Genomic DNA, 17,720 nt, shown 5'->3' on the forward strand with positions numbered 1-17,720 from the left:
GTACGGCCTCCAAACTGACGGCTCGTGCTGCCGTCCGGTGAGGGTGAGCTACGGGGGTTGAACCCGCGACCTCCTGGACCACAACCAGGCGCTCTGCCAACTGAGCTAAGCCCACCATGTGCCCTGCAGCTGATCGGGTGACCCGGTCCTCTGGAAAGGCAACTCAAATAGCTTACCTGCTGTTCGGCGATGGTTGTGCCACTTTTGCCGTTTTCGCGGAAAATTCCGCGAAACGTGGCGCAGATTACTCTTCCGGGGCGCCTGTAACCCGCTGGGCGATTCCGCGGGCTGTGGCACTGTCAGGTCCGGGAGCCGGCACAAAGACCGCCTCGCGGTAGTAACGCAGCTCGTCGATGGAATCCTTGATGTCGCCGAGGGCCCGGTGGCCACCCTTCTTGGCGGGGGACTGGAAGTACGCCCGGGCGAACCAGCGGCGGGACAGCTCCTTGATGGTACTGACGTCGATCACCCGGTAGTGCAGGTGTTCAACCACGGCCGGCATGTCCCGCGAGAGGAAGACGCGGTCTGTTCCCACTGAGTTGCCGCCCAGCGGGGCCTTGCGGGGATCCGGAACCCACTTTTCGATGTACTCCATGACCGCGGCCTCGGCCTCGGCCATGGTCTTGCCGTGCGGCAGTTCCTCGAGCAGCCCGGACCGGGTGTGCATGTCCCGGACGAAATCGTTCATCTGGGCGAGGGCGGCGTCCTCGGGCTTGATCACTACGTCCACTCCGTCGCCCAATATGTTCAGCTCGGAGTCCGTCACCAGCGCCGCCACCTCGATCAGGGCGTCGTTCTTGATGTCCAGGCCAGTCATTTCGCAGTCGATCCAGACGATGCGTTCGTTAGTTATAGGCACCGGACCAGCCTACCGTTTAGCTCCGCTACAACCGTCCGATGCTAGGATTTCGAGTACAGAGAGGCCGGGATTGCGGCCGCTGTGCTGTGCCTGCGCGGCCCGGGCGGCTACCGCGGCCCGCTGGGCCGGAGCGCTGAAAGCAAAGAGATTGGACGATCCTGAGATGACGGCGCCTGTGCCTGCAATGGGGGAGATGGCCGCCACTGTGATCCCGAGGACCGGTGCGGACGAAGTGGACAACCCACGGTCCCCGATCCTGGCCGGGTTTATCGGCTCCGTCTTTATGGCCATCGGGTCCATAGGCGTCGGTTGGCTGGCACCGGTGTCCGAACTTCGCCGGGTGCCGATCTTTATCTGGATGCGCACCGAGGCCATCGGGGTGGCGCTGGCCATCGTGCTGGTCGCGATCGGCGGGATGCTTCTGGTGCGCTCCTGGCTGCGGCTGGGCCAGCGCGTCCGGGTCTGGGGGCCTGAAGCGCGCAAGGCCACCCTGCAGGCCGTCGCGGCGTGGGGCCTGCCGATGGTGATCAGTGTTCCTCTGTTCAGCCGTGACGTGTACGCCTACATCGGCCAGGGCCGCCTCATGGTGGAGGGGTTCAACCCCTACGAGAACGGGATCTCGGCGCTGTCCAACTACTTCCAGCTCGGTGCCGACAGGCTGTGGACCGAAGCTCCCGTGCCTTACGGCCAACTGTTCCTGTGGATCGAGCAGTTTGTGGTTTGGTCCACCAACGTCCATCCAGAAGCCAGCGTGATGCTCTTTAGGCTGGTGGCACTGTTCGGCGTAGTGCTTTGCATTATTTACGTGCCTAAACTGGCAGAACTTCATGGCGTCAACCCTCACCGCGCCCTCTGGCTCACCGCGGCCAACCCCTTGTTCCTGACGAACTTCATCGCCAGCGTCCATAACGATGCCCTCATGATCGGGCTGGCGCTGGCCGGGCTCTATTACGCGGCCAGCAGGCGGGTGGTCCTCGGAATCGTTCTGGTGACCCTGTCCATCGCGGTTAAGCCCATCACGGTGGTCTTCCTGCCGTTTATCGGCCTGATGTGGGCCGGCAAAAACGCCGGCTGGCCCCGGAAGTTCCTTTTCTGGGCCCTCACCGGCGGGCTGAGCCTGGCCATGCTGTACGCCTTGAGCTTGGTCAATGGATTCGGCTTCGGCTGGATCAACGGCCTCTCCGCTCCCGGCAGCATCTTCATTTGGTACGCCCCGGTGGGGCTCGTGGGCCTGGTGGTTGCCTCTATTTCCAACGCTTTCGGGCTGGACGGGTGGACCTTGGCAGGTTGGGTGTTCGACGCCGGGAAGGTACTTGCCGTGGGCATCGTCGCCTTCCAGATCTTCAAGGGTGAGCACGAGCGCCTGGTCCGGCGCCTCACCCTGGCGTTCGCGGCAGTGGTGGTGCTGGCGCCGATGATCCAGTCCTGGTACGTAGTGTGGCTCATCCCGCTGTTTGCGGTGACTGGCATCCGCAACGACTGGCAGGTCAAGGCACTTTATTTCATCGTGCCGTTCTTTATGATCTACGCGATTTCGGACCAGCTTGAAGTGTTCCCGTATCTCCAGACCGGAGATCTGGGGCTGGCACTGGTCCTGGCCCGGTTCGCCGCTGCGATTACCGGCCTGCTTTTTGGCCTGTACCTGATTTTCATGGATCCCCGGACCAAACGGCTCTTCCGCAAAACAGGGGAACCGGTTACCCACCGCCCGGTCATTTAGGGGTTCAGGTGCCGCAGTGCTTCCTTGCGCGACAGAGGACTCAGCTGCGCGGCATGTTCTGCCACGAAGTCCCGGACCCATGCGGGGTTGGTCTTGGCGAACTCGCGGAGGGCCCAGCCGATGGCCTTCCGGATGAAGAACTCCGGGTCCGCCAGGTTGGCCTCTACCACCGTGCGCAGCAACCCGGTATCGGTCTCGGACTTCGCCTTCAGCTGGGACGTGATGGCGGCGCGCCGGATCCAAAAGTCGTCATCAGTACTCCACTGAAGCAGCACCGGTGTCATCACCGCCCGGTGTGCCAGCAGCAGACCGCAGATCCGTTGACTTAGTCCGTCCACGAAGTCCCACCAGGCACCGGTTCGAATGATTTCCTCATACACCGGCAACATCAGGGGGTCCTGGGCAACCAGCCGAAGCCCGGTGAGGTCGATCGCCGCGTACTGTTCTTCCCGCCATTGTGCCTCCCGCCACAGCAGTAGGACGGTCGCGCGCAGCTGTTCCGGCGACGTGAACGGAAAGGCGGCAGCCACGGCCAGCACGCAACGGCGAACCTCCGGAACCCTGACGCCGAGGGAAAGGGTGGATGATTTCATATAAGCCTGCGCCGCGGCAGCACGCACCGGGTCGGCCCGCTCCATCAGCATCGTTCGGATCGCTGCCACAAGTTCGTGGTTCACCATTCAGCAACAATAGCCACACGCGCACCATCCTGCGGCGGACATGGCCTGGCCGTCACGCCAGGCGAGGGACGCCGCGTACTGATGAACCGCCGTCGAACTCTTGCGGAGGCGGCTGATCCTCCATAGTTTTATGGAAGATCGTTGGACATGACGGTGTTCGCTGCGGGAGAAGCTGAGAATGGCCGAAAGGGATGTCGAGAACAGCGCCGGTTCTGCGGGGCCGGGGGCACTCACCTTGGTCCAAGGAACGTCGTTCTGCATATCGGCCCCCAACGGGGATATGACCGCATGCCTCCCGCACGGATTGTTCTTCCAGGACACACGGTTCATCAGTGAATGGACGCTAAAGGTTCAAGGCCTGCCGGTTGAGACGCTCTCGGCCACCACCCCCGAAGCGTTTCATGGCGTTTTCATTGGGAGACCCCAGAGGGACGATCACGCTGACACGTCATTGCTCATTGACCGGGAACGCAAGCTCGGGGAAGGCCTCACCGAGACGGTCACGGTACATAACTACTCCCAACGGCCGCTGCGATGCCGGGTGGAGCTCTTCCCCGACGCCGACTTTGCCAGCTTGTTTGAAGTAAAGGAAGGCAGGCAGGCCCCACGCGGGCGTTGTTCCCGCCGGTTGACCCCGGAAGGGCTGACGCTGGAGTCAGAGCGGGAAGGCCACACCCAGAGCATTACAGTCGCATTCGACGGATCGCGGCTTGAGGGGGAGAAGCTGGTCCTGGACACAACCATCCCCGCCCACGGAGACTGGTCAGGCACCATCTCGGCAACACCGCTGTTGGCGGGCACAGCCGGCCACGCCAGTGCCGGAGCAGGGGGCATATCGGGGACAGATGCCTTGCGTCGTGTCATGGAGTGGCGCAAGTCCATGCCCACGGCAAATCTCCGGAATGAGGCCGTGGAGAGGGTCATCAGACGCAGTCAGGAGGATCTGGGATCCCTTCGAATTTTCAACCCCGATCACCCTGACCGCGCCGTGGTTGCAGCGGGCGCACCCTGGTTCATGGCTTTATTTGGCCGGGACAGCCTGCTCGCCTCATTCATGTCCTTGCTCCTGGACCCTTCGCTGGCGAAAGGGACGCTTTTGACGTTGGCTGAATATCAGGGAACCAAGGTGGACGCTGCTTCGGAGGAGGAGCCGGGCAGGATCCTTCATGAAGTCCGCCTCGGAGCCTCCGCCGGACTCGCGCTGGGTGGCAGCGGCGTCTATTACGGCACCGTCGATGCGACTCCGCTCTTTGTCGTCGTCCTGGCCGAGCTGGGCAGGTGGGGACTCGATGACGCAGCGATGCGTCAGCTTCTGCCTGCAGCGGACAGGGCGCTTCGTTGGATGGAGGATTTCGGCGACCGGGACGGTGACGGCTTTATTGAATACCAGCGGAAAACGGAAAAGGGCCTGCGCAATCAGGGATGGAAGGACTCGGGCGACGGGATCAATTTTGCCGACGGAACTCTCGCCGAACCACCCATCGCACTGTGCGAAGTCCAAGGTTACGCCTACGCCGCATACATCGGCCGCGCGCTGCTGGCCACGGCCGCCGGTGACGCGAAGACAGCAGATACCTGCGTGGCCCAGGCGTCCAGATTGAAGCAGGCGTTCAACGAACAGTTCTGGCTGCCGGATCGCGGCTATTTCGCGGTTGCCCTCGACAAGGACAAGAAACCCGTCGACGCCCTAGCCTCCAACATGGCCCATTGCCTTTGGACCGGAATCATAGACAACGACAAGGCCGCGCAGGTGGCCGAACACTTGGTGTCCCCTGAATTGTTTACCGGTTGGGGGATCAGGACGCTGGCATCAACCATGGGCGCCTATAACCCTGCCAGCTACCACAACGGATCGGTCTGGCCCCACGACAATGCCATCGCCGCCGCCGGGCTGATGCGGCACGGCTTCGTTAAAGAGGCCCACAAAGTGGCCTACTCGCTGCTCGAGGCCGCGGATCGCTTCAATGGCCGGCTGCCGGAACTCTTTTGTGGACTGGACCGGTCCAGATACCCCGAACCCGTCCCGTACCCCGCTTCATGTTCCCCGCAGGCCTGGGCATCGGCCGCCCCCGTACAGCTCATCAGGACGCTGCTGCGCTTCGACCCAGGGCTTCCTTGGGACGAGGTGTGGCTGGCCCCCACGCTGCCGCTGCAAAACACGCACTTCCATTTCGATAATGTGCCGTTCTCAGGGGATGGACGGCTGTCGATTCACATCGACGGTGATTCGGTCAGCGTCAGGGGGCTGCCGCAAAATATCAGGCTGCGCCGTGAACCACGCCCTCCGCTCAGTGAACTGTTTCACCTGGGCGGCCAATGAATAGGCCTTGGGAAGTTCTGTTGGGAAACTGCGGCCCTGGCTAGACTTAACTTGCGCTGCAGAAAACGCAGAGCACCTTTCGGGAAAGGCACGGTCATGGCCCACAACATTGGATCCGAAGACACCCCGAATGAGGCAGCCACGGAAAAGCAGCCAGTAGAACCAGACCTGCGCGGCCGGTACGTCGAAGGAAACTTCGGCAAGGCCGGAGTGCAGAGCGGCCGCCATGCGGACGATGAGGAAGGCCAATACGGCGAAGGGAACTACGGTACCGCCGGCAAGGAAGGCGGGCTGCCCGAACCCCTCGGAGACAAGGCCGGGGAGTCCGGACGCTACGTCAAGGCAGACTACGGTACCGCCGGATCGCTAGCGGGCCGCACTGCTGAATCCGAAGTTGGGCGGTATGCAGAGGGCAGCTACGGACCGAGCGGTTCCGTGGCCCCCGCCCGGAAACCGAGTACCGATTCCGGTTCCGGGAAGGACAAAAAGGCATAGTCCGGCGCCTGCACCCCGCAGGAGAGGGGCGGGAGCGCCTCGACCACCGGCAGGCGGTTCTTGAGCCGCGCTGCAACGCCTGACTCAGGTCGACACCAATGAGCCGCAAACCGTCCGGAACTTGCCGGGCCGAGAGCGGAAGATCATGGGCGGCAACAGAGACGCCGATGCCAGCCGCTCCTTACCGGTGCGCATGCGTAGCGCGGGCCAGCCGCTCCGGGCCATGGCGAGGCTACATTCACGAGCCGGGCCGTTGGGCCCTGTTCCGCGAAACGACGCGAACGTAGGGTCCTTGGAGGAGGGCTGAACATGATGGGTGGCTGGTACGGGAATGGCTGGGGCCTCGGGGCGTGGGGGGCCATGGCCGTATTGATGCTGATCTTCTGGGGCGGGGTGGTAACTGTTGTGGTGCTCCTGCTCCGGCGTAACCATCCGGGCGAGGGGCCGGCAGCACCCCGGCCGCCGCACCACGACGCCGAGCTTATTCTCAACGAACGCTTCGCCCGCGGGGAAATCGACGAGCAGGAGTTCACGGCCAGGCGCACGGCGCTCAGGCGTCAGGAATGAAGACCCCTTCCCACCCTCGGACAGGTCATCCTCGGGATTGCAGCCGTACTCCTTCTGATTACCCTGTCTCTCGTAGCGGTCGGTGCCGTAGGTAGCGGGGCGGAAGTCCCGGACCTCCGCCGGTCCTGGCCCTGTTCCCTAACGCCTACGACGCTTCTTTGGCTGCTGTCCTTAGTCGGGAACTATGCCTTCGGTACTCCGCCGGAGGGTGACATAGCCGGTGATGGTCGATGGCGCGGCTTTCTCGTCCAGCGTTCCTGCTGCCCTGCGCGTGGCTTGCCGGCCGATTTCCTCGAGCGGCAGATGCACGGTTGAGAGGGCCGGGCGGAAGTCCCGGAGCGTCTCAATATCGTCGAAGCCGGCGATGATGGCATCCCTGGGTATGCGCAGGCCCTCGGACCGCAGCGCCGCGGCCGCCCCGATGGCCATGACATCGTTTACGGCAAAGATGCAGATCCGCTTCGCGTCCCCGGCCGTGTTCCCTGCCTCCTGGAAAGCTCTGATCCGGGCAGCCAGGGCAACGCCGACCTCGAATCCGCCGGCGCGGTTGAACCCGGCGCGGATGATCTCGGCGGCCGGCAATCCGGCATCCGCCAGGCCGCGCTGGAAACCACGGATCCGGTCGTCGGAGGTGAACACGCCGGCCGGCCCGCCGATGATGACGAAATCAACGCCCCGTGAAACGGCCAGCTCGGCGGCGAGTTTTGCGGCAAGTTCCTCATTCGGTACAGCCACCACGTGGTAACCGTCGGTAGATGAGGCGCCGACGACGGCGTGGCCCACAACTGCCACCTGGCCGCCGTTGCGGCAGTAGCGGTCAAGCTCCGCCGCCAGTTCGGTATTCCCTTCGCCGTCCTCGGGGCGGGCCGAGCGGGATCCGGCGATCACGATCGAATCTGCCCGCCGGGCGGCAAAGGCGGCCACCGCTTCCCTCTCGTCCGCGGGGGCTCCGGCAGTTGTTGCAAGCAGAACCATCCTGCCTTGTTCCCGGGCGGCTTCCTGGACCCCGCGCGCGATCGCGGCAAAGTACGGGTCCGCGATGTCGTGCACGATCAGCCCGATCAGCCCTGAGCTCGATTTGGCAAGCCCTTGGGCCTGGGCATTGGGGATGTAGCCCAGGGATTCGGCCGCCGTGCGCACGCGCTCAGCGATGTCCGGCCCTGGTGTCCTGGCGGAGCCGTTGAGGACCCGTGACGCGGTGGCCGGCGAAACGCCGGCCAGGCGGGCTACCTCTGAAAGGGTACTTGCAACCACGGCGTCTCCTGTTCGGGCAAATATCAGCGTAAATAGCGCTCGGTTCAGTATTGCAGTTACAGGATATTTGGGAAAGCGCTTGCCAAGGGTGAGTCGGCTAGGGCATCATGAAGTCACTGGGAATGCGCTTTCCCAACTTACTTCACTATCACAACGCTCACTCACCGTGGAGGACACATGGGCTTCGAAACAAGGACGATCCGTATAGCCATGAACGGCATCACCGGCCGGATGGGCTACCGCCAGCACCTGCTGCGCTCCATCCTGCCCATTCGCGACGCCGGGGGATTCACGCTGGAGGACGGGACGAAAGTCCAGGTCGAGCCGATCCTGGTGGGCCGGAATGAAGCCAAAATCCGCGAGCTGGCGGAACTTCACAAGGTGTCGGAATGGACCACTGACCTGGACTCCGTCATCAACGACCCCTCGGTGGACATCATTTTTGATGCCTCCATGACCAGCCTCCGCGCCGCCACCCTGAAGAAGGCCATGCTGGCCGGCAAGCACATCTTCACCGAGAAGCCCACGGCGGAAACCCTTGAAGAAGCCATTGAACTGGCCCGGATCGGCAAGGAAGCAGGCGTCACCGCCGGCGTTGTGCATGACAAGCTCTACCTCCCCGGCTTGGTCAAGCTGCGCCGACTGGTTGACGAGGGCTTCTTCGGCCGCATCCTGTCCATTCGGTGTGAATTCGGCTACTGGGTCTTCGAAGGCGACGTCCAGGCGGCACAGCGGCCCTCATGGAACTACCGCAAGGAACTCGGCGGTGGCATGACCACGGACATGTTCTGCCACTGGAACTACGTCCTGGAAGGCATCATCGGCAAGGTCAAGAGCGTCAACGCCAAAACCGCCACCCACATCCCGGCCCGCTGGGATGAAGCTGGCAGGGAATACAAGGCCACGGCGGACGACGCGTCCTACGGCATCTTCGAACTCGAAACACCGGCCGGCGAGCCGGTGATCGGCCAGATCAACTCTTCCTGGGCTGTACGGGTCTACCGCGACGAACTGGTGGAATTCCAGATCGACGGCACGCATGGTTCCGCCGTCGCAGGCCTGAACAAGTGCGTCGCCCAGCAGCGGGCCCACACGCCCAAGCCGGTCTGGAACCCCGATCTGCCCGTCACGGAATCCTTCCGCGGCCAGTGGCAGGAAGTCCCGGCGAACGCGGAGTTGGACAACGGCTTCAGGCTGCAGTGGGAAGAATTCCTCCGTGACGTTGTTGCTGGCCGCGAACACCGCTTTGGCCTGTTGTCCGCAGCCCGCGGCGTGCAGCTGGCCGAACTTGGCCTGCAGTCCAGCGACGAACGCCGCACCATCGATATCCCGGAGATCGCGCTCTGATGACGTCCCTGATCCTTCCCTCGCACGACGGCGGCACCCGCGAGTACCGCCTCCAGGGCGGCGCTTCCTGGGCCCGCCCCGCCGCCCCGCTCACCTCCCGCCGTGCCTACGCGGCTGCCCATGTGATCCCCGAGGTCCTGGTGGACAATACTCCCGGAGCACCAGCCTCCCTCGACTGGGAAGCCACGATGGCGTACCGCCATGAACTGTGGTCCTACGGACTGGGCGTGGCGGATGCCATGGATACCGCCCAGCGGGGCATGGGACTGGACTGGGCAGCCACCCAGCAGCTCATCAAACGCACCGGTGTGGAGGCCGCCTCGGTGGTCGCCTCCGGTGGCGCCGCCACCACCGGCAAAACCGTTCGCGACCTGGTTGCCTGCGGGGCCGGAACGGACCAGCTGGAGCTGGAGCAGCTGCCTGAAGGAGCCGCAGGCATCGAGGCGGTCATCAACGCTTACCGCGAGCAGATCGCCGTCGTCAGTGAAGCGGGACCCAAGGTCATTCTGATGGCCTCCCGCGCGCTTGCCCGCGTGTCCAAGGGTCCGGACGACTACCGGCACGTCTATTCGACGCTGCTGCAGGAAGCTGACCAGCCCGTCATCCTGCACTGGCTCGGGACCATGTTCGATCCCGCCCTTGCCGGTTACTGGGGTTCGAATGACGTCGCCACGGCTACCGGAACGTTCCTGTCCCTGATCCGTGAGCACGCTGACAAAGTGGATGGCGTGAAGGTTTCTTTGCTGGATGCTTCGCATGAAGTTGCGCTGCGGGCTGCACTACCGGCGGACGTGCGACTGTACACGGGGGACGACTTCAACTATCCGGAACTGATCGACGGCGACGCCGCACACCACTCAGACGCGCTGCTGGGCATCTTCGCCGCGATTTATCCCGCTGCTTCGGTGGCCCTGCAGCATTACGACGCCGGGGACCCCGCCAAGGCCCGGGCCATCCTTGATTCCACCCGGGAATTGGGCAAGCACATCTTCAGTGCCCCCACCTTTTACTACAAGACCGGGATCGCCTTTATGTCGTGGCTCAACGGCAAGCAGCCCGGCTTCCAGATGGTGGGYGGCCTGCATTCAGGGCGGTCCGTGTGCCATCTGTCCAGGACGTTCGAACTCGCTGACCAGGCGGGACTCCTGAAGGACCCTGCCCTGGCTGCGTTCCGGATGTCCGATTACCTTCGTATCAATGGAGTGGGAGTATGACATTCACTTCAGGACCGTCCCCTTTTTCGCGACTGTCCCTCAACAGCGCCACGACGAAGAAATGGACCCTTGCCGAAGTGGTTGACGGGTGTGTCCGCGCCGGCGTGCCCGCCATCGGCCCGTGGCGGGACCGCATTGAGGAAGCCGGGCTGGACAAGGCCGCGAAGCTGATTCGGGACGCGGGCCTCCGGGTATCGTCGCTCTGCCGGGGCGGTTTCCTCACGGCAGCAGACGCTGAGGGACAAGCCGCCGCGCTCGCAGACAACCGCGCCGCCATCCTCGAAGCGGCTGCGCTGGACACCAGGGAACTCTTCCTGGTGGTCGGCGGACTGGCGCCGGGGGAGAAGGACGTGGTGGCGGCCCGCCGACGGGTGGCCGACCGGCTTGCGGATCTGGTCCCGTTCGCCGCCGAGAACGGGATCCGGCTGGTGCTGGAGCCGCTGCACCCGATGTACGCTGCCGACCGTGCCCTCATCTCCACCCTGGGGCAATCGCTGGACCTCGCTGCGCCGTTCGACGCGCAGACGGTTGGCGTCGCCGTCGACACTTTCCACGTCTGGTGGGACCCGGACCTGAAAGCACAGATTGAACGTGCCGGCCGTGAAGGGCGCCTCGCTTCCTACCAGGTCTGCGACTTCAACATGCCCATCGCCGCTGATCCGTTGCTGTCCCGAGGCTATATGGGCGACGGCGTCATTGACTTCGCCACCATCACCGCCTGGGTCCGGGAGGCTGGCTACACGGGCGATATCGAGGTCGAAATTTTCAACCAAGAGATCTGGAACGACGACGGCGACACTGTGATTGAGACGGTCAAGGCCCGTTACGCCGAACTCGTGCTGCCGTACGCCTGACCTGATTCTGTGGCCGGCGTGAGTGAAACGCACCCTGCAGACAAGAACACCCCGGTCCAAAGACCGGGGTGTTCTTGTCTGATTCGACTCATCCGTGAAGGATGTTCCGACTCACCACATGGTGCCCCAGGAGGGAATCGAACCCCCGACCGGCGGATTAGAAGGCCGCTGCTCTATCCCCTGAGCTACTGGGGCACGTGGCGCCACGACCAGGAATCCGGCGCATGAAGAAGTTTACATTGCCCCGCGTGTCGCTGCGTCAAAGCCGCGCCCCTGTTGGCACTTGTCCTCAACACGGCAGTTCAGGGTGGGTTGTCCACATACGGAACTATGTCCCTCGCGGTCTGGTGCTGTCCGCGCGAAGCTGGTTCTGCCGCTAAGGCACCACCTTCCGAGACAGGACAAGACAATGAGCGATTACATGACGTTCCGGGGCTTCGTCGCCACCGACATCAAGACCTCCACTACCACCACCGGAGTGGGAACTGCCTCGTTCCGCCTCGGGTCAACGGCCCGGCGTTTCGACCGCAATACGAGCACCTGGGTGGACACACACACCAACTGGTTCACCGTCCAGGGCTACCGCCAGCTGGCCGGGAACATGGGCTGCAGCATCAAGAAGGGTCAGCGCGTGATTGTGGTGGGCCGGCTCAAGCTGCGCACGTGGGAGAAAGACGGCCGCATCCACTTCGCGCACGAAATCGATGCAGAGTCTGTGGGGCACGATCTCATGTGGGGCTCGGCCAACTACATCCGCACGGTGAACAATGGACCGCAGCATGCAGCTGAGGGAGGCCCTGCCGATCCTGACGAGGACCGGGAGCCGGACGAAGGGGAGTCCGTTGACGGCGATGCGGCGGCGGTGTTCCTCGAGGACGCCGACGGCACCTACGTCCCGGTTGACGCTGAAACCGGCGAACTCGTCGATTCCGCCGTCTGAGATGGAGACGGAAGTCACCGAGCGGGACGCGCACCAGCGGGGTGCCGGCGATCCGCCGGCACCCCGGCGGTTCCATTGCAGGCTTGGCCCCGTGGCAGAATGGCGGCATGAAGCGCGCGACCGAAAACCGGCAGGCAACCCCCGTCACCAGCCGGCCGGCGCCGACCCGGCAGCGCACAACAGTTCTGGGCAGGGCCTTGGCGTTGCTGACAGTCGGCGGGCTGACCGCCCTTGTGCTGACTGGATGCACGGTCGGGTCACCCGCCGTCACACCGCCGGCTGCCGGCCCGTCGGACGCGGCACCCACAGTCTCTGGCACTGCTGCGGCAACTGAGCCAGGCACCCCGAAATCCGGCACGGCTGGGTTGTCCGGGGCCGCCACGGCGGAGAACCCCGCCACCGGCGCGATGAAACAGACGGTGACGGCGGCGCTGAGCCGGCTTGCGGCGGGAACCCCCAGACCGGCAACGGCTCAGGTGACGGAGGCCCTCACCGGTGCCGGTGTTGCCCCGGCGGTCCTTGAAGTATCGGCGAGCCGCACGCCCACCGGGCTGGAAGCCGATGCCATCGAGGCCGCTGTGCTGCAGGGCACGGACTGCGTGCTCGGCCACATCCGCGACGGCAGCGTAACGGTCAGTGTCCTGCCGGTCCTGGCCAGCGGGAAGTGCTTCGTCGGGGCAGCTGCCTAAGGCGCCGAATGTGAGTTATGCCCGCCAACCCACTAGATTTGGAACCATGGCGGAATTTATCTACACAATGACCCAAGCCCGCAAGGCCGTTGGCGAAAAACTCATTCTTGACGACGTAAGCATGTCCTTCTTCCCCGGCGCCAAAATTGGTGTTGTTGGCCCGAATGGTGCCGGTAAGTCCACCATCCTGAAGATCATGGCCGGCCTGGACACTCCCTCCAACGGTGAGGCTCGGCTGAGCCCCGGATACACGGTGGGCATCCTGTTGCAGGAGCCGCCGCTGAACGAGGAAAAGACTGTCCTGGGCAACGTCCAGGAGGGTGTTGGCGAGATCTACGGCAAGATCCAGCGTTTCAACGAGATCTCCGAGGAAATGGCCAGCCCCGACGCTGACTATGACGTGCTGCTCGAAGAAATGGGCCAGCTGCAGGAAGCCATTGACGCGGCGGACGCCTGGGACCTCGACTCCCAGCTTGAGCAGGCCATGGACGCGCTCCGCTGCCCGCCCGCGGACGCTGATGTAACCCTGCTCTCCGGCGGCGAGCGTCGCCGCGTGGCGCTCTGCAAGCTCCTGCTGCAGAAGCCGGACCTCCTGCTTCTGGACGAGCCCACTAACCACCTGGACGCCGAGAGCGTGCTGTGGCTGGAACAGCATCTCTCCAACTACGCCGGCGCAGTCCTGGCCGTCACCCACGACCGGTACTTCCTTGACCACGTAGCAGAATGGATCGCCGAGGTTGACCGCGGCCACCTGTACCCCTACGAGGGCAACTACTCCACGTACCTGGAGAAGAAGCGTGCGCGCCTGGAAGTCCAGGGCAAGAAGGACGCCAAGCAGGCCAAGCGCCTGACCGAGGAACTCGAATGGGTGCGCTCCAACGCCAAGGGCCGCCAGACCAAGTCCAAGGCCCGCCTAGCCCGCTACGAGGAGATGGCTGCCGAAGCGGACCGCACCCGCAAGCTCGACTTCGAAGAGATCCAGATTCCACCGGGCCCGCGCCTTGGCGGGCTGGTCCTGGAGGCCAAGAACCTCCAGAAGGGCTTCGACGACCGCACCCTGATCGACGGACTGTCCTTCACCCTGCCGCGCAACGGCATCGTCGGGGTCATCGGTCCCAACGGCGTCGGTAAATCAACGCTGTTCAAGACCATCGTGGGCCTGGAGCCGCTCGACGGCGGCGAACTGAAGATCGGTGATTCGGTCAAGATCTCCTACGCTGACCAGAGCCGCGGCGGTATCGACCCGAACAAGACGCTCTGGGAAGTCGTTTCCGATGGCCTGGACTACATCCAGGTTGGCCAGGTTGAAATGCCGTCCCGTGCTTACGTTGCCGCTTTCGGCTTCAAGGGACCTGACCAGCAGAAGAAGGCCGGCGTGCTGTCCGGTGGTGAGCGAAACCGCCTCAACCTGGCGCTGACCCTCAAGCAGGGCGGAAACCTGCTGCTCCTTGACGAACCCACCAACGACCTCGACGTCGAAACGCTGAGCAGCCTCGAGAACGCGCTGCTGGAATTCCCCGGCTGTGCCGTGGTGGTTTCGCACGACCGTTGGTTCCTGGACCGGGTGGCCACGCACATCCTGGCCTACGAAGGCGACGAGGAAAACCCCTCCAAGTGGTACTGGTTCGAGGGCAACTTCGAGTCCTACGAGGAGAACAAGGTCGAGCGACTCGGTCCTGATGCGGCCAAGCCGCACCGTGTCACGCACCGCCGCCTCACGCGCGACTGATCCACCCGCTGCTGATCCGGTCTACACGTATCAGCAGCGACACGGAAGCAGGCCCGGAAAAGGCCGGCGCCCTGGCTGACCAGTTCAGTCGGGTGCCGGCCTTTCTGCTGCCAGAGGGAGGTCAGTCCCGAACGGCCTTGCGGATCTGGTGCTGCAGGAGTTTGGACTGCACTGCACCCACCACCTTGTCCTTCAGGTCGGTGGGCACGCGGATCATGCCCTCCTGTGCCACGGAGGCGACGTGCTGTCCGGCCTGGTTGAAGATCTTTCCCGTGGCGAGACCCCGCGCGCCCTGGGCGCTGGGGGATTCCTGGACGTAAAGCAGCCACTCGTCCACGCGGGCGGGCCGGTGCCACCACATCGCGTGGTCCAGGCTGGCGACGCTCATGCCGGGGGTGATCCAGCTGAGGCCGTGACGGCGCAGGATGGATTCGAGCAGAGTGTAGTCGCTCGCGTACGCCAGCGCAGCCCGGTGCAGGTTCGCATCGTCGGGCATGGGGCCGAAGGTCTTCATCCAGACGGCGTTCCGGGCTTCCTGCTTCCCCTTGGCGGAAACGTAGATGGGCGGGTCCACGTGCCGGATATCGAAGGGCCGCTCGTAGGCCCAGTGCTGCGCGACGGGATGGTCGAATTTGCCCAGCAGCTCGGCTGTGCTGGGGAGCGACTCCGGATCAGGGATGCCGGCAGGCATTTGCGACTCGTGGTCCAGGCCTTCATCCAGATCCTGGAACGAGGCGATCATCGACAGAATGGGGACGCCCTCCTGGTACGCGTGGACACGACGGGCCGAAAAGGACCGGCCGTCCCGCAACCGCTGGACCCCGAACGTGATGGGCTTGTTGGCGTCGCCGGGCCGCAGGAAGTAGCCATGCATGGAGTGGACAAAGCGGTCCGGATCCACCGTACGCATGGAGGCAATCAGTGACTGCGCCAGCACCTGGCCGCCGAACACCCGCTGACGGGGCTGCGGTTGCGACGACGGGCCCAGGAAGATGTCTTCATCCGTCCTGGCCCCTTCCAGCTCACCCAGGTCAAGGAGCTGGATGAGCATGGACGTGGGATCGCCGCTGGGCGGCGCCAGCAGTCCGGTTTCGGCTTCAGTCATGGTTCGACTCTAGACGCAGCCCCGGCACCGCTCAACCAGGACGCAGCCGGTAATGTTCATGGTGTGTCTGACCTACTCACCCAGTCCTTGCGGTTCGCCGATCCGCGTGATCTCGCCGATCTCCGCACCTTCGCCACCCGCGCCAAAACAATCGACGACGGCGCCATCCGCCTCCAGGCCTCCGGTTCCGTTTTAGCGGCGTACGTGTGTGTCCTGCGGCCGCGGCTGCTGGGCGAAGGCACGCCAACCATCCTGGGCCTGCGGACGATCGGGCTGGCGGAGCCTTCCACGGTTGACTCCACCGTTGCGTTGTCAGCTGTCCTTGACCGTCTGGCCCGGGCAGGGGAGGGCGACGTCGAGCTGCCGGTTCCGCCGTCGACCGTCACCGAATCGTGGACGGGAGTCGGCGCGCCGCGGTCGGGTTGGGAGCGCGTCGGCCCGCTGCAGGATGCCGAACTCCGCCGCGCCGCTGAAGCGGGCATCACCGAGGTCGCGGGAATTGTTCCGGCTCAGCCCGGGGCCCTGATCGTTAACAACGCGCGTGCCGCGGTATGGGGCCGTGCCCTGGACGACTCCGGCCTCCCGGCAGGAGCAGCCTTCGCGGCCCTCACACTGGGGTTCCTCGCCGACGGGGAACAGGTGCTTTACCGGGCAGGCCGGTGGTTCCGCCTGAGCGGTCCACGCGGGCACGTCCTGGTACGGACAGGCAGTGGCCTCTAGGCTTCCGAAGGACTGTTCACCATGGACAGGGCGGCACGTTCCATGTAGTCCCAGAGCGTTCCCTCGTACAGGGGTGCCAACTGCAGTGAGTCCACCGCAGTCCGCATGTGGAACAGCCAACGTTCCTTAGCCTCCGGGGTGACCCGGAACGGCATATGCCGCATACGCAGGCGAGGGTGGCCGCGTTCGTCGCCGTATGTGGTGGGCCCTCCCCAGTACTGTTCCAGGAACATCCGGAAGCGTCGTTTGGCCGGCCCAAGGTCCTCTTCCGGGTACATCGGGCGCAGCAGCGGGTCCGTGGCCACGCCGTCGTAGAACACATCTATCAGCCGGACAAAGGTCTCATGGCCGCCCACGGCGTCATAGAAATTGTCGGTGTAGCCGGGCTGGCTGAAGGGATCGTTCTGCATGAGCTGTGGCCGCTGCGGTTCGACGGGTATGGTCATGGCACTATTCTCCAGCCTTCTGGTCGGTCTTCTTAGTCTCTGTGTTCGTGGGCGGTTCGTGCAAAGCGACCTCGGTCCCGGCAGCCGGAACCTCAACAGGTACGTAGGTTCCCTGCGAACGGTTGCCAACGCGCAGGATTTCCCCATTCCGCAGGTACCAAATAGCGCCGTCCTCGGAACGCACCCGGGTGATGCGCAGCCCCATGGACTCGACCACACCAACCACCTCGCTGGTTTCGATGACGTCGCCGATCCCGTACTGGTCCTCGATGGTGATAAAAATACCTGCCAGGAAGTCGCGGATCAGCTGCTGGGCGCCGAAACCGATAGCGACGCCCAGGATGCCCACGCTGGTCAGCAGCGGGGCGATGTTGATGTCCAGGTTCTGCAGCACATACATGCTGGTGATGACCGCCACGAGCACACCCACGATGCTGTTGAGCAGCGACCCGATGGTCTCTGCCCGCTGCACGCGCCGCTCATGGTCCAAAGCCCTGATAGCCGGTGCGACCCACTTGAAGTGTGCTTTCTTAAAAAAGTTGCTTCCTGAGGCCACCCGCTTGCTGATCCGGGAAATGATGAACGTCGCCACTAGCCAGACAGCAACGCCCACTCCGAGGCTGATCACGATTCCTGTGATGCTGATGCCGTTGGGCGCGCTGGCGGCGGACGGAAGGATCGACAGCATGCTGAACATAAGGGGTGTAACTCCTTGGGGTCTCCGGCGGCGGCCGGGGATGACGTAGGCCTGCGCGGGTTCGCCCGGCGCGTATGGCTCTGT

General features: G+C 64.1%; 17 protein-coding genes and 2 tRNA genes. 11 read left to right on the forward strand and 8 right to left on the reverse strand.

All coding sequences use genetic code 11. The features are described 5' to 3' along the window. Nucleotides 1–42: 42 nt before the first annotated feature. Both AC1DIM_RS01680 and orn read right to left on the reverse strand, forming a co-directional pair. Nucleotides 43–115, reverse strand: a tRNA-His gene (locus AC1DIM_RS01680). Between the two features lie 129 nt (nucleotides 116–244). Continuing rightward, nucleotides 245–859, reverse strand: coding sequence for an oligoribonuclease (orn, locus tag AC1DIM_RS01685; protein WP_477708766.1), 615 nt, complete (start codon nucleotides 857–859; stop codon nucleotides 245–247). Between the two features lie 163 nt (nucleotides 860–1,022). Between orn and mptB the strand changes: the two genes are divergently transcribed. Continuing rightward, nucleotides 1,023–2,579 carry a polyprenol phosphomannose-dependent alpha 1,6 mannosyltransferase MptB gene (gene mptB, locus AC1DIM_RS01690; protein ID WP_477708767.1) on the forward strand — a complete coding sequence of 519 codons (1,557 nt, stop codon included), beginning with the start codon at nucleotides 1,023–1,025 and terminating at the stop codon, nucleotides 2,577–2,579. Here mptB and AC1DIM_RS01695 read toward each other — a convergent pair. Beyond that, entirely contained in the window at nucleotides 2,576–3,259 is a 684-nt protein-coding gene (locus tag AC1DIM_RS01695) for a DNA alkylation repair protein (RefSeq protein ID WP_477708768.1), read from the reverse strand. The two genes, mptB and AC1DIM_RS01695, sit on opposite strands and share 4 nt — an antisense overlap. A 178-nt stretch (nucleotides 3,260–3,437) precedes the next feature. Between AC1DIM_RS01695 and AC1DIM_RS01700 the strand changes: the two genes are divergently transcribed. From AC1DIM_RS01700 to AC1DIM_RS01710, 3 genes are all read left to right on the forward strand, one after another. Further along, a complete protein-coding gene (locus AC1DIM_RS01700) occupies nucleotides 3,438–5,579 on the forward strand; it encodes an amylo-alpha-1,6-glucosidase (protein WP_477708769.1) in 2,142 nt (713 codons plus the stop codon). 96 nt (nucleotides 5,580–5,675) lie between these two features. Beyond that, nucleotides 5,676–6,074, forward strand: a complete 399-nt coding sequence (locus AC1DIM_RS01705) for a hypothetical protein (protein WP_477708770.1) — start codon at nucleotides 5,676–5,678, stop codon at nucleotides 6,072–6,074. Nucleotides 6,075–6,383: 309 nt separating this feature from the next. Next, the gene (locus AC1DIM_RS01710; RefSeq protein WP_477708771.1) at nucleotides 6,384–6,641 is read left to right on the forward strand and encodes an SHOCT domain-containing protein; all 258 of its coding nucleotides are present in this window, start codon (nucleotides 6,384–6,386) and stop codon (nucleotides 6,639–6,641) included. Nucleotides 6,642–6,812: 171 nt separating this feature from the next. Here the strand turns inward: AC1DIM_RS01710 and AC1DIM_RS01715 are convergent, their stop codons facing one another. After that, complete coding sequence (locus AC1DIM_RS01715) at nucleotides 6,813–7,895, reverse strand: LacI family DNA-binding transcriptional regulator (protein ID WP_477708772.1); 1,083 nt, start codon at nucleotides 7,893–7,895, stop codon at nucleotides 6,813–6,815. Nucleotides 7,896–8,072: 177 nt separating this feature from the next. On the opposite strand from AC1DIM_RS01715, the gene AC1DIM_RS01720 reads away from it, so the two are divergent. The 3 genes from AC1DIM_RS01720 to AC1DIM_RS01730 are packed head-to-tail and all read left to right on the forward strand — an operon-like array spanning nucleotide 8,073 to nucleotide 11,310. Continuing rightward, complete coding sequence (locus AC1DIM_RS01720) at nucleotides 8,073–9,242, forward strand: Gfo/Idh/MocA family protein (RefSeq protein ID WP_477708773.1); 1,170 nt, start codon at nucleotides 8,073–8,075, stop codon at nucleotides 9,240–9,242. After that, nucleotides 9,242–10,456, forward strand: coding sequence for a dihydrodipicolinate synthase family protein (locus AC1DIM_RS01725; RefSeq protein ID WP_477708774.1), 1,215 nt, complete (start codon nucleotides 9,242–9,244; stop codon nucleotides 10,454–10,456). The genes AC1DIM_RS01720 and AC1DIM_RS01725 overlap by 1 nt, the downstream gene beginning before the upstream one ends. Continuing rightward, nucleotides 10,453–11,310 (forward strand): sugar phosphate isomerase/epimerase family protein, encoded by an 858-nt coding sequence (locus AC1DIM_RS01730; protein WP_477708775.1) that lies wholly within the window; start codon nucleotides 10,453–10,455, stop codon nucleotides 11,308–11,310. Before AC1DIM_RS01725 ends, AC1DIM_RS01730 begins: the two co-directional genes overlap by 4 nt. Before the next feature lie 119 nt (nucleotides 11,311–11,429). Here the strand turns inward: AC1DIM_RS01730 and AC1DIM_RS01735 are convergent. After that, nucleotides 11,430–11,505, reverse strand: a tRNA-Arg gene (locus AC1DIM_RS01735). Nucleotides 11,506–11,719: 214 nt separating this feature from the next. Between AC1DIM_RS01735 and AC1DIM_RS01740 the strand changes: the two genes are divergently transcribed. The 3 genes from AC1DIM_RS01740 (at nucleotide 11,720) to ettA (ending at nucleotide 14,668) form a co-directional block, all read left to right on the forward strand. After that, a complete protein-coding gene (locus AC1DIM_RS01740) occupies nucleotides 11,720–12,250 on the forward strand; it encodes a single-stranded DNA-binding protein (protein WP_477708776.1) in 531 nt (176 codons plus the stop codon). Between the two features lie 107 nt (nucleotides 12,251–12,357). Beyond that, nucleotides 12,358–12,939 carry a DUF6993 domain-containing protein gene (locus tag AC1DIM_RS01745; protein ID WP_477708777.1) on the forward strand — a complete coding sequence of 194 codons (582 nt, stop codon included), beginning with the start codon at nucleotides 12,358–12,360 and terminating at the stop codon, nucleotides 12,937–12,939. A 46-nt stretch (nucleotides 12,940–12,985) separates the two neighbouring features. Further along, nucleotides 12,986–14,668: an energy-dependent translational throttle protein EttA gene (ettA, locus tag AC1DIM_RS01750; protein WP_477708778.1), complete on the forward strand. Its 1,683-nt coding sequence runs from the start codon at nucleotides 12,986–12,988 to the stop codon at nucleotides 14,666–14,668. Between the two features lie 121 nt (nucleotides 14,669–14,789). Here ettA and AC1DIM_RS01755 read toward each other — a convergent pair whose 3' ends face one another. Continuing rightward, entirely contained in the window at nucleotides 14,790–15,773 is a 984-nt protein-coding gene (locus AC1DIM_RS01755; RefSeq protein WP_477708779.1) for an acyl-CoA thioesterase, read from the reverse strand. A gap of 63 nt (nucleotides 15,774–15,836) precedes the next feature. Here AC1DIM_RS01755 and AC1DIM_RS01760 point away from each other — a divergent pair, with 63 nt between their 5' ends. Further along, a complete protein-coding gene (locus tag AC1DIM_RS01760; protein WP_477708780.1) occupies nucleotides 15,837–16,493 on the forward strand; it encodes a DUF8185 domain-containing protein in 657 nt (218 codons plus the stop codon). Here the strand turns inward: AC1DIM_RS01760 and AC1DIM_RS01765 are convergent. Together AC1DIM_RS01765 and AC1DIM_RS01770 are read right to left on the reverse strand one after the other, a co-directional pair. Beyond that, the gene (locus tag AC1DIM_RS01765) at nucleotides 16,490–16,939 is read right to left on the reverse strand and encodes a globin (protein ID WP_477708781.1); all 450 of its coding nucleotides are present in this window, start codon (nucleotides 16,937–16,939) and stop codon (nucleotides 16,490–16,492) included. The genes AC1DIM_RS01760 and AC1DIM_RS01765 overlap by 4 nt on opposite strands. Before the next feature lie 4 nt (nucleotides 16,940–16,943). Continuing rightward, a complete protein-coding gene (locus AC1DIM_RS01770) occupies nucleotides 16,944–17,636 on the reverse strand; it encodes a mechanosensitive ion channel family protein (RefSeq protein ID WP_477708782.1) in 693 nt (230 codons plus the stop codon). Between the last annotated feature and the right edge of the window lie 84 nt (nucleotides 17,637–17,720).

This window comes from Pseudarthrobacter sp. 01T43, assembly GCF_056398665.1.